The 13074-nt window shown below is 50.9% G+C and carries 9 protein-coding genes; 8 read left to right on the forward strand and 1 reads right to left on the reverse strand.

Annotated features, from left to right (window positions below; genetic code table 11):
- Positions 1–32: 32 nt before the first annotated feature.
- Positions 33–281, reverse strand: coding sequence for a glutaredoxin family protein (locus OEY64_03380; GenBank protein MDH5541988.1), 249 nt, complete (start codon positions 279–281; stop codon positions 33–35).
- A gap of 110 nt (positions 282–391) precedes the next feature.
- Between OEY64_03380 and OEY64_03385 the strand changes: the two genes are divergently transcribed.
- From OEY64_03385 to OEY64_03420, 8 genes are all read left to right on the forward strand, one after another.
- On the forward strand, positions 392–1348 hold the full coding sequence (locus OEY64_03385; GenBank protein MDH5541989.1) for an acetyl-CoA carboxylase carboxyltransferase subunit alpha: 957 nt from the start codon (positions 392–394) through the stop codon (positions 1346–1348).
- Positions 1349–1738: 390 nt separating this feature from the next.
- A complete protein-coding gene (locus OEY64_03390; GenBank protein ID MDH5541990.1) occupies positions 1739–2677 on the forward strand; it encodes a DmsE family decaheme c-type cytochrome in 939 nt (312 codons plus the stop codon).
- Between the two features lie 12 nt (positions 2678–2689).
- On the forward strand, positions 2690–5002 hold the full coding sequence (locus OEY64_03395) for an MtrB/PioB family decaheme-associated outer membrane protein (protein MDH5541991.1): 2313 nt from the start codon (positions 2690–2692) through the stop codon (positions 5000–5002).
- Between the two features lie 2 nt (positions 5003–5004).
- Complete coding sequence (locus OEY64_03400; GenBank protein ID MDH5541992.1) at positions 5005–7782, forward strand: cytochrome c family protein; 2778 nt, start codon at positions 5005–5007, stop codon at positions 7780–7782.
- A gap of 36 nt (positions 7783–7818) precedes the next feature.
- The gene (locus OEY64_03405) at positions 7819–8688 is read left to right on the forward strand and encodes a peptidyl-prolyl cis-trans isomerase (GenBank protein ID MDH5541993.1); all 870 of its coding nucleotides are present in this window, start codon (positions 7819–7821) and stop codon (positions 8686–8688) included.
- Positions 8689–9145: 457 nt separating this feature from the next.
- Positions 9146–10264 carry a hypothetical protein gene (locus OEY64_03410; protein MDH5541994.1) on the forward strand — a complete coding sequence of 373 codons (1119 nt, stop codon included), beginning with the start codon at positions 9146–9148 and terminating at the stop codon, positions 10262–10264.
- 180 nt (positions 10265–10444) lie between these two features.
- The gene (locus OEY64_03415; GenBank protein MDH5541995.1) at positions 10445–11707 is read left to right on the forward strand and encodes a glycoside hydrolase; all 1263 of its coding nucleotides are present in this window, start codon (positions 10445–10447) and stop codon (positions 11705–11707) included.
- A gap of 4 nt (positions 11708–11711) precedes the next feature.
- Complete coding sequence (locus OEY64_03420) at positions 11712–13010, forward strand: PQQ-binding-like beta-propeller repeat protein (protein MDH5541996.1); 1299 nt, start codon at positions 11712–11714, stop codon at positions 13008–13010.
- The last annotated feature ends 64 nt before the right edge of the window (positions 13011–13074 follow it).

The raw sequence follows: 13074 nt of genomic DNA on the forward strand, positions 1-13074 counted from the left end.
ACAGGTAAGAGTTATTATGTTTTTTCTGCGCTTCACGAAAGAAGCGTAGCGAGGTCGGCTTCAAATTTCTCTACGCTGAAATGGTTGCCGTCAATATATTTCCCCTTGTATTCAAGGGTTGGTACAACCCTCTTTCCCCTTGCCGCAACCACGATATCCACTGCTTCGGGGTTCTCCTCAATATCGACTTCCTCAAATTCAATACCCTTGTTCTCAAGGAACCTTTTGGCCTTATGACAGTCCGGGCACCATCCAGTTGTGAATATCTTCAGCTTGTCCATCCCTTGATTATATATCCTCTTTACCCGCTATCCATAGCGTAAATGTAAAGTATTAATTTTAAAGGCATAATTATTTGTTTTCGTCGATGTTCTTTTGATAGAATGCGTCTATGAGTACATATTTCCTCGATTTTGAAGCAAAGATTGCCGAGTTGGAGAAGAAGCTGGAAGAGCTTCGCTCACTCGGCAAGGAAAAGAAGGCCGATTTTTCCGACGAGATCAAAAAGATGCACAAAAAGATAAACCAGATGCGTGAGGAGACGTTCACGAACCTGACGCGGTGGCAAAGAACGCTCCTCGCAAGACATCCCGACCGTCCATATGCCTACGACTACATTAGAGAGATGACAACAGGTTTTGTGGAGCTTCACGGCGACAGGTATTTTGGCGACGGACCTTCGATTGTAGGGGGCTTCGCCACGATGGACGACAAGCCGGTGATGATCATTGGTCAGCAAAAGGGCCGGGATACCAAGGAAAAGATGTACAGGAATTTTGGTATGGCTCACCCCGAGGGTTACAGGAAAAGCCTCAGGCTCATGAAGCTCGCCGAAAAATTCAAGACACCGATTATCACTCTCATCGATACCGCAGGTGCCTATCCCGGGATCGGGGCGGAAGAGCGGGGGCAGGCGGAGGCGATCGCGAGAAATCTCCTTGAAATGGCATCGCTGAAAGTTCCGGTTATATGCGTTGTAACCGGCGAAGGGGGGAGCGGCGGAGCGCTGGCTATCGGCGTTGGCAACCGCGTGCTGATGATGGAATATTCTGTTTACTCCGTCATATCCCCTGAAGGGTGCGCGGCCATATTATGGAAAGATCAGGCGAAAATAGCCGAAGCCGCCGAGGCGCTTGCCCTAACAGCAAATGATTTGCTCCAGCAGGGGATAATAGACGAAGTTGTTCAGGAGCCTATCGGCGGAGCACATAGGGACCCTGCAGTTGCCGCACATACCCTAAGAAGGGTCCTAAGGCGCCATTTGGCTGAACTCTCCGAACTTCCGGTTAGAAAATTGGTCGACCAGAGAAGGGAAAAATTTCGACGGATTGGTACTTTCACGGAGTAATTGCGCTTTACCATTTCCTTCTTCTCCATATTGCCTTCATTATATATAACCGTAAGTTTCCAGCTGGAACATGCCGAATTTCCATTAAGCAGACGGCATGATGAATCAGTCAGGTGGTTCGGATGTCTGTAAACGCCATATAAAGTCTCTGCAGAAACTCAAAAATAGAAAAACTGTCTTGACATGACACAGTTTTTCCTCTAATTTCTCTCAAAGGGTATTAGTTTATTTAAACTATAGGTCAGGTTATCTAGGGGATTTTAGGGGAGATTGTATGATTTTATTATTTCCAAACAGTTCACTATCGTTCAGGCAGAACCCCCTCGTCGTTCAGCCAGGACAGATTTTGGCAGATTTCAAATGATGGCGAGTAATAGTGGTAGGGGTTCTATGAAAAAATCAAATGTGTTCTACAGGTTCTTGACGTTGGCTATTGCCTGCATGTTTCTTTCAATTGCCGGCACGGCTGATGCGCGCGAATATATCGGACCGGAGCCTTGCAAAGGGTGCCATGCCGATTATTATGAAGCGTTCGCAAAAACAAAAATGGGGAGGCTTTTCATAAACAATCCCCAGGATGAGCTCCAGGCGAGGGTGTGTGAAACATGCCACGGCCCCGGCAGCGACCACGTTGCGTCATGGGAAGAGGTTGACGAGCTTGACCTTACAACAATAATTTCATTTAAAAAACATTCACTTAATTCAGTAGCAGAGAGAAACGAGATGTGTCTACACTGCCACGAGGGTGATTACAACAGAACGTCATGGGTGGGAAGCACTCACGAGAGCCAGAATGTATCTTGTGCAGACTGTCACAGGGTCATGAACAAGATCTCGGACGATAAGTCACTTATCAAGGAAAGGCAGATGGATGTCTGCTTCCAGTGCCACCAGCAGAAAAAGGCTCAGCTTCAGAGAAATTCCCATATGCCCATAAGGGAAGGGAAGCTCGTTTGCGCGGATTGTCATAACCCGCACGGCGGACAGGGTCCTACGCTCCTCAAGGAAGCAAACGTGAACAACACCTGCTACCAGTGCCATCAGGAGAAGCGCGGTCCTCTGGTTTGGGAGCACGCTCCAGTTAGGGAAAATTGTGCGAACTGCCACGAGCCGCACGGTTCAAACTACCCGAACCTCCTTAAGGTAAAATCGAATTTCCTTTGCCAATCGTGTCACGCTTCGGCTCTTCACGCCAGCGAACTCTATGACGGTAGCAGGTTGGCCGATGGAACGGCTCCATCAGGCAGGATCATCGGAAAATTCTGCACTAGCTGCCATTCCAAAATTCACGGTTCAAACCACCCCTCCGGGGCAAGGTTCCAAAGGTAAAGGGGGGCGGACATGTATAAAGGGAATGAGAAAAATATGATTCTGGAAGTTTCAAAGAGATTTATAGTTCTGTTCTTCTTCCTGTTCGCGATAGCGGCCCTCCCGGCTGTATCGATGGCACAGGAAGAAGATGCCGCAGAGGAAGAGGTAGTGGCAGATGAAGAAGCCGATGCCGAAGAAGATACTGAGGAAGAAGCAGACGCCGAGGAAGAAGATGAATACGACCTTGAGCCGGTACTAGATATCCATGTGATGGCCGGCGGCGACCTGGTATCGATAGACGCACCCTCTTACAAGTTCGGCGAATACAACGGCGTTACCGAAGAGGGATTTCATCCAAACGCGGAATTCAAACTGATAAAGGAAAACAGGGGCTTTTACATAGACCTCAGGGGGAAGGACCTCCTTCTGCATAACAGGCGGGTATACCTCGAACTGGGTCAGGCCTGGAAGTACAGCTTTTTCGTGCGCTATGACCAGACTCCTCACATGATCTCCAACAACAGCAAGACGTTTCATGCAGGGGAAGGGACGAATGCGTTGACTCTTCCGGCTTCATATACAAGGGGGACCGACCCCTCGGACGTAGCGACCGCGTTGGCGGGATCAATTGCGGACGCGAATCTGGAGCTTGGCAGGGACGACATGCAGTACGGCTTCAGCGTTCCCTGGAAAAAACTGAGGCTCGATTTTACCGCTAGGTCTGAAACCAAGAAGGGTACACAGTCACTCGGTTCCGTTGTCGGTAGCTGGGCTCCCGACAGAAGGGGCATAGACCTCCCGATGCCTATCGATTACAAAACAGATGAAATGACCACGACTATCGGCTACCAGAGCAAAATGGCAAACGTAAGGGTCAGCATGTTCTCGTCGAACTTCACGAATAACAACACGACGCTTACATGGGATAACCCTTTCAGTGTCGGACCTGATACGGCGGTAACAGCGCTTGATCCGAACAATACCGCCACGAGGACGAACATCTCGGCCGGGTTGAGGCTTCCAGGAACTACAAGGGTTTCGCTTATTTATGAAACAGGGGTAATGAAGCAGGATGAAACCCTTCTTCCATACTCGAACAACTCGGACCAGACCGATATAACAGCGGCGCTTCCGAGGTCCACGGCAGAAGCTGAGATCGATACCACGACGATGATCCTGAGCGCTTCGACAAGGCCGATTACCCCTCTTACACTGGCGCTTCGCTACAAGTCTTACACCACTGAGAACAAGACCACCAAGAGCCTTTTCCAGTATGTAAGGAACGACGGAACCGACCAGGCATCTGTAACTGACAGCTGGGCGCTGTACAACCTTCCTTATGACTACACCCAGAGCAAGATGGACATGGATGTTACCTACAACATCTTCAGCAGGACTAACCTAAAGCTCTCATACATCACCGATGGAATGGAGAGGACGAACAGGGAGATCAAGAAGACAACTGAAACCACTTTGAAGGCAGGTCTCAATTCCCAGTTCGGTACTAACGATTTCCTGAGGCTGAACTACGCATCTTCCAGCAGGAAAGCCGACGACGCCTACAACACGGCGAATGTCTACAACGCGGTTCACACGTCACAGTACATCGCGACACAGTCCGATTACTTCGACAACAACCCGCTCATGAGGAAATTCGACATTGCCGACAGGGACAGGACGAAGTACGGCGCGAAGGTTATCCTCAATCCGATAGAGATCGCAACGGTCGGATTCTTCTATAACTTCTGGGCGGACGACTACGCCAGCTCGGAACTCGGCCTGAAGAGCACCGAGAACCAGCAGTACTCGGTCGACTTCGCTGTACTCCCAACGGAGGAGATAACCCTTACCGCGTTCTACTCCACAGAGGAGAACAAGGCGGCACAGGCTAGCAGGTACATACTTGATGCCCTGAAAGGTGCGCAGTACAACGATGTAACGAGGGACTGGAACGCGAACCATTACGACCTCGTTCCGACGCTCGGGTTTGGCGCCCGCATGAAGCTTATGGGCGAAAAGCTGGAGCTTGATTTCAACTACACTACGACGACTTCGACTACCTCGATCCAGATCGGGGCAGGCTCGGAGCACATGGTGCCGACACAGCTCCCGGACCTGACAACGAGCCTCACCTCATACGAACTTGTTGCGAAATACGGCTTGACCGATTCGCTTTCCCTCGGTGTTGGATACAAGAACGAGGAATTCAAGTCGGAGGATTGGGCGACCAAGGGGATAGACCCGCTTTCGGGTATCATGCCTCAGGTATTGACAATGACGGGTTCAACGCCTGATTATCAGGGGAGCCTAATTCTGTTGACCGTTAACTATGCGAGCTTTTAACCATGAAAAATATATTTAATGCAGAGGCGGGTGTAAAACCCGTCCATAAAAAAGAAGAGGTAACATTGCGAAATAAAACTGTCTACCGATTTTTGTCCTGTTTGTTCGCGCTTTCGCTTGCGGTTACATATACGGGCTGTTCGCTCGGCGAGGACGACCTCGCAACAGGCGGAAACACTAATGTGGCTGCAGGTACCAATGCGGACGGTTCTGTAACTGCGACAGATTATGTAGTCACCGCGAGCGCTACAGAGACAAGCGTGGCCCCTGAGGGAACAGTCACCCTGAGCGCCTCTATTTCACCATCTGCTACAGGCGTTACATATTCCTGGGAGCAGATCGGGAGCAGTATCTCCACTATCACAAATGGTACAACCGCAAACGCGACTGCGACCCTTGTGGCGGCCAACGACGCGACATACATGGCCCACCTCGCCAGCAAGGTATTTGATACCGGCGCGGCAAAAGACGGCAACCTCCAGTCGGACAGGACCGGAGTTGTTCCGGTGAACAATGCATCAAAATCGGCAACCTTCAGGGTTACCGCCACGGTTGGTACGGATACCTACTCCTCAGTTGTGAACGTGCCGATCACATACACCGGTCTTACGAAACCGGAAGTATCCACCGGCTTGATGACGGTTCCGCTTGGCCTTCCTGTAGTGCTCCACGCCAAGACCCAGGCAACCGCTTACAGCTGGTCCATTACTCCACCGGCCGGGTCGACGACGGCGACATTGTCCGCGACCGACAAACAAGACACGACATTCACGCCCGATGTCGTCGGTATTTATACGGTAACAGCCCCGGATGCAACAACTTTTAAAGTTTACGGGAGTGATTTCAGCAGAGGATTCATCGGAGGCTGGTACAAGGCTCTATCTTCACAGGGTATAAAGATCACTGATGTTGTTACAGCCACATCGGGCAAGGCTACCTTGAGCTACAAAAAGAAAACCCAAGAGCTTACCTACACCGCCCCGGGAGACACCGCGGCAGGCACGGCAGTTTCAGTTGCCGCAGACGGCACTTATACCGTCAGGTCTGGTGGCACCGACGGCACAGACAGTACGACCGAATATATTTCGGTAACCGTAGCAACCAGCGATACCGTCGTTCTTCCAACATACGATCTGCTCGATGTGATCACGATTAATCCTGATGGAACCTGGTACGATAACGACGGCGCTCCTGATGCTACTTGTGAAGGTTGCCATGGCGTTTCGTCTGCTGGGGTTAATGGAGCAATTTGGAAAAATACAGGTCATTCAAGGACACTTGAACAACTGATGGAAACTCCTAGCAAAATAACCGGGGAGTGCCTCTCATGTCACACCCTCGGCTACAACACCACTGCGGCAAACAACGGATTTGACGATACGGCCGGAACAACCGACATTGCGACGATAGCAGACTGGGATACCTTGAAAACCGACAATACTGCCATTGCGAAGCAGGGGGGCGTTCAGTGCGAGAATTGCCATGGACCATCTCCAAATCAAGATGCCGCTATGTATTCAATGAGCGAGAAGAGCAACGGCCTCAACATCTGGCGCGTAAGCTACTCGGCTGACCTCTGCGGAAACTGCCACTCAGAGCCGAACGGCGGAAGGGTTCAGCAGTGGAAGAGGAGCAGGCACGCAAAATACACGAATGCGGTAGCCGCCGCGGTCGAGAATGCTGGAAATTCCGGCGCAGATGCTGCGGACTGCGCGAGGTGCCATACCTCTCAGGGTTACCTGAAGTGGCTTAAGCAGAATACGAATGCGACAACAGGCGCGATTGCTACCTTGGATAACAATATCTTGGGAGTAGATGGCGTGACGGCCGCAACGGTGACCGAACTGACGAATTACGGCATTACGGAGGCTGGAGCGCATCCACAGACTTGTCAGACATGTCACAATCCTCACGACCCGGGCTTCAAGACAGGTCTTGGCACACACAATGTTAAAACGAGGATCATGGACAACTCGCCGATCCTTCCTGCGGGTTACTCCGTTTCGGATTTCGGATACGGCGCGCTCTGCGTAACATGCCACAACACCGCGCACGGTCAGCATGATGATAGCGCTACATCAAACGACTTCGCGGCGCCTCACCATGGCGCGCAAGGCGATATCTATGTCGGCAAGAACGCATTCTTCGTGACGACTGGAACGACCGCTGCTCATGCCAATACGACAATGTTCCCGGATACATGCGCGGTCTGCCATATGGAGATGACAGGCGCCCCGGACGATCTGAAGGCATCGGCTACCTCCACCTCGACTACGGCAAGCACGAACCACAAGTTCGTGGCAAGCAAGAGGATATGCACCTCGCACCATGTCCATACGGCAAATCCGTATGAAAATCTAGTGGACGATACTAAAACGAAGCTGACTACGCTGTCATCGTCACTTGGAAGCAAGGTGAAAACCGCGATGGGTTCGGCATCGACCATAACCGACTACTACGATTCGACAGCAGGCACATGTACGGCGGCAACCGGCACGCCGGTAACGCTTACTGCGGCTGTTGATGCGGCTGTACCGGTAAGGGTTGGAGAGAAGCAGGGCTACAAACTTACAGTAGGCGCGAACACCTACTGCAGCAAGCTTGAGGACATTAAGGTCAGCGGCACCGCGATATACACGGCAGACAACGACGTCGTGAAGGCGGGGTGGAACTACTTCCTTGTAGGGACTGCGAACGCGGACGGCGAGTACTACCAGGGTGTGCATAACCCCGGTTTCGTGAGAAATGTGCTGGATGCTTCGATAGCAAAATTGAAGTAGCTTTAGTTTAGTTAAGACGCAAAAGGATTTGGCAGCATGTTAGACAGCACGATTTGCGTTGCAGGTCATTCAAATGTGGCCAGGCTCATCAAGAGCCTGGCCATTCTTTCCCTTCTCGTTTCCACAGGCTGTAATAAGGTGGAGAGACCGGCCTCGATACCCGATGGCAAGGTTGTCGCAACAGTAAACGGCGCTTCGATAATCGCTGAGGAGATTGGCGGGTTTCACCAGGATGCCAAGAGCGGTTCCGTACAAAAGCAGGTAGAAAAGCTGGTTGAGGAGGAGCTTCTCGCGCAAAAGGCTGTAAGACTAGGCCTTGACAAGGATCCGGGATACTTGAAAAAGCTGCGCATGATCGAGGTGAACAACAAGGTCTTCAAAAGGGCCGAGCTTGCGTCGCTGGCAATTCAGTCGGAATCATCGAAAATTTCTGTCACACCTGAAGAGATGAAGAAATACTATGACGAAAACTCCGCAATGTTCAGGAATGAACTCCATATAGGGAGGCTGGTTTTCGTGGACGAGAAAATGGCCGGAGGCGCTCATGCAAAACTGAAAGCGGGGGCATCTTTTGAGGAGATGGCGGAAACGAACAGCAAACATATGGCAATGGCCGGGCATGGCCAGAAGCAGATATGGGATATGGGTTTTCTCGACTGGAAGAAGATTCCGGAAAAATGGCGCGGTGAATTTTTTACCCTGGAAGCAGGGGGGATCAGCTCCGTGATGCCGGCAGGAACATCATGGCAGATAATCAAGGTCATTGAAAAAAGGGAGAACCCGATCTCCGATTTCGCGAATCTTAAAGGGGAGATCGAAAATCTTATCAGGGAAAAGAAAGAGAAGGCGCTGTACAATGCCCTTGTAGAAGAGCTGAAAAAGGGAGCCAAAATATCCATAAAATAGCAGTGCGAAAAGAAATTCCCGGAGCGCAGATTTCCAGGAAAATATCTCTTCTGGAAATCTCTCTTTGTCCGCTAACTTGTTGAATAGTATGTGGTTGCCCGCCAATTACGATAGCGTGATATCAACTCCCCGGCTCTGGCAATTCTGTTAGGGCATTCTCCTCGGCACAGCCAAAAAAAACTTTTGACAAAATAATCGGGTTCTTGTAAGATTTCGGAACGGTTTAGTAGTAGTTTAAAAACGCCGAATTTAAAGGGGGAGTTGGATACGATGGGTTTCGAAATCCTCAATATCTCATCCAACTGGCGCTTTATTTGGCAATTACAGTTAATGGTCAAAAAAAATAACTACTGAAAGGGGGGTGGTTCAGGAAATATTCAGTTGATGTAAATCAGGCATCACGATTAAGGCATAATTAGTTCACATAAAAATTTGTAAAAAAAGGGGATTTAACATAATGAAGAAATTTTTTCTTTTTGCTCTCATGCTGGGGCTGACTGTCAGCCTGACAGCTTGCGGCTCAGACGGCGCGGATGGTGCTGCTGGCCTTAAAGGCGACACCGGGGACACCGGCGACACCGGTCCTACCGGTCCTACGGGTCCTGGCGCTGGTCTTTACGACTTCAAAAAAGACGTACTTCCGCTCTTCACGACTGCCGGGTCTTTCTACTCTGGAAGCCAGGCATGTAACGGAGCATCTTGCCATGACGGCACTGCCCATGAATTTGATATGAGCTCGTACAACAGCCTTATCGCCGGCGCCGACGGCAAATTTGTTTCCGTCCTGGGCCAGAAGGATTCAGGAGGCTCCTACGGCGGAGACGGCTCCGCGCAGCACCCGTCCTTGAACGGCGTAAATTGGGACAAAAGCAAAATGAAGGAGCGTCTCAGGAACAACAGAATGCCGCCGGGCTGGGCGTTTGGTGGTAACGACGAAACGAACCGCGATACCCTAGAGATTAAAGCACTTGAGTTATGGGTGAAAGGCGGCGCGCTTGAGACTGAAGTAGCGAATACTACCATCGGATGGGATACGCCTCTTGCTTCGATTAAAAAGGATAATGCTGACGGCACATACGGCATTACAGCCACACATACAGTCGCGCAGACTTGGCAGTTAACTACCGGCACACCAACTATCGAGAGCCTCTTCACGGCTGCCGGCGCTTTCTTCTCGGGAAGCCAGGCATGTAACGCATCATCTTGCCATGACGGCACTGCTCATGAATTGGATCTGTCCACGTATGCCGGCCTCATAGCAGGCGCGGACGGCAAGGGGGTTTCCATCCTTGGCCAGAAAGACACCATAGCAGCATATGGTTATTATGGCAATGCTGGATCGGCCACTACCCCGACAGCGCCTGGCACGGGTCTCGCGACAGACACAAACTGGAGCAAATCGAAGATCAGGGAGCGCCTCAGGAACAACAGAATGCCGCCGAACTGGACGTTTGGTGGTAACGACGAATCGAACCGCGACACCCCAGAGATCAACCTCATAGGGGCATGGATTAAAGCGGGCGCATTGGAGAATGTTCCGTTCCTTTGTTCGGGAACTTGTCCTGATCCTAAGTAACGGTTTACTTGCTGGAAGTTCATAAAACTTCCTTTGGCGCGGGTTCTTTAACCCGCGCCAAGGGAGGGTTTCAAACCCTCCCCTACCGGGTAAATCCGGCCCCCTCCCTGAAAAAGGGGGGGGGCTTTTTTTTTAACCTTACAGGAACCAAAATATTTTACGGGTGGCAGGCGGTATAGAATGGACAAAAAAAATATAATCACTGCGTTTATCGCGTTGGCCTTGGGTTTATCAGGGGGATACCTTCTCAGAGGCGAAGGCTCCGGAATATCAAGCCGCGATGCGGCTCGGAATTCCGGCGCAGGCATGGCAGAAAAGGTAATACAGGAACCTCAAAAACCCGCGGTATCCTCCCTTCCAAAACGGGTGGCAAACGGCGTGAACATATCGGATAACTACGGCAGTTCCATAGCTCCGGCAATAGCGATAGACAAATCTGGCAATACATACGCCGGATGGGTGGAAACATCCATCGCTAAAAGCGAAATCACCATAAAAAAGAAAAAACCGGGTTCGGACTTGTGGGAACCCGTGAATACGGAAGGGCTTTACGGCGGAAGGATCATGTCGCTGGCGATGGCCGCCGATTCAAAAGGGGCGGTTCATATCGCCTTCAGGGGGAAACCGGAGGGGGAGGAAGAGGGCTACTACGCCTATTACGCGAAACTGGATGAAAGCGGGTGGTCCCGGCCGAAGAACCTCTCGGAAGGGCTCGACAACGTCTATCCTCCTACGCTTGTGCTGGACGGTGATGAAAACATCCATGTTGCGTGGAACGTCTATTTTGGCCATAACGCGGCGATCTATTATCTCCTGAACGAAGGGGGGAAATGGGGGAAACGCGAGCCCCTCTCGAAGAAAAATAATGCGAGCGATTGGCTCCCTTCGCTGTTCGTCGACAAAAACAGAGTGGTTCATATAGTTTACCACCATTCCGCCACAGAGCAAGGGATCGAATACAGGCATAAGGGGAAAGACGGGAAATGGAGCGAACCGGTCAATATCGCCGCCGGAACGAAATTCACCGCGCTTGGCCGGGTTGTAATGGACGGGAAAGGCGTTCTTCACGCTTTCTTTCTCTCGAATACCGGCAATGGGGAAGATATTTTTTACACTTCCAGGGAAAACGGCAAATGGACGGAGGCGGCCGCCATCACATCTACGGGTAAAAGATCAAATGTTGAAAAAGTTCTTCTGGACTCAAAGGGGCGGTTGCACCTGTTCTGGAACGAAATGAGCGGGGTTGACAACTACGATATCTATTACATTAGCGGCGAAAATGGAAAATGGTCGGATGTAGTTAAACTTGTCGAGACGGAAGCGAATTCCCTCGGCTACGAGATAGCGCTGACCGACAGCGATAAAATAGGGCTTGTCTGGCAGGAGGGAACAAGAAATGACTCTGACATCTTTTATGCTGAAATCGGGAACGGCGGGAATTGAAAAAATGAGAAATCAAATTATATTGGCGATGCTGACCCTCACACTCTCCCTTTTTTCCTGTGGAGTCAACGACAACAGGAACAAAACGGACGTGACGACAGATACAAATACCGATACAGGTACAGGAACCGATACAGGTACACAGACAGATACAAACAGCGACACGCCGGAAAAATGTAACGAGGACAATTCCGCGGTCATGGAAGGGACTCACCCGCATGTGAATTTCAAATGGAAGTTTGAAACAGGGCTGTGGAAAATAAATTATCCCCCAATCGTGATGGGGAACCAGGTTTTTGCGGTTTCCGAAAACAATACGCTGTATGCACTGGACAGGACGACAGGGAGCCTGAACTGGTCGTTTCAAGTTCCGGGTACTATCACAAAGGAACCCGACTTCCCGAAAAGCCTGATAGTCAATCCGACTGACGGTATTTTGTATATAGCGGGCCCGGTATACAAATATTACGCGCTAAATGCGGCGGACGGCTCGATCCGTTGGGAAAAATCGCTGACCACAGGCTTGCAGTACAAAGTTCGCATGCCACTTCTCAAGGACGGAACACTCTATATCCCGGAGGCGTATTCATGGATATTACGGGATAGAAAAGCGGTTCTCCACGCCGTGGACGCCGTAACCGGCGTGACAAAATGGACTTATACATCAGATAACTACTGGCTGGGTACTCCCAGTATAGAAGGGGCGAAATTGTATCTTGCCGGTATTTGGGACGGGCCGCCGAACGAAGATAACGAAGGGCATAAATTGTGGGCATATGGGCTGGATCTGGCCTCCTGCCAGGTGGGGAACTGCATCGTCGACTGGACGTTTCACTCTGGCGATGGGCGGGTGAAAACGCTTTATTCCAATGGCGGTATTACAAGCTACCTCGGCTATGAGGATTACGTCGTCGGCATACGCCAAACTGACGGGGTGGAAGCATGGAGGTTTTACACAGGCAACTGGTCGCATGAATTCGCCGGCGCGGGAGATGAAATTTATGTCGGCTCGGCAAACAACAGGGTCTACAGGATAGACAACCAGACCGGAGTGAAAGTCTGGGAATACCGGACAGGATGCAAGCCGATGAACTACAACACGCAGTCCCCGGTGGTTGTCGGAGATGTAGTATATGCGTTTTTGTTAGGTACCCATAATATTATCGCAATCGACAGGGCGACGGGGGCTTTCCTCTGGAACGCGCCGCTCGGGATCGAATCCGGCGGTAAGCCGAACTTCGACGGCAACATGATCTTCATGGGTGACGTGAATGGAACCGTCTGGGCCTACGACTTCAAGTAGGTTTTTTTGGAAACCGCTGGAAGCTCTCTCCTTCATTTCGGAAGAGGGCTTTCAGCGGAATCCC

It is taken from the genome of Nitrospinota bacterium, from assembly GCA_029881495.1.
Lineage (GTDB): Bacteria > Nitrospinota_A > UBA7883 > JACRGQ01 > JACRGQ01 > JAOUMJ01.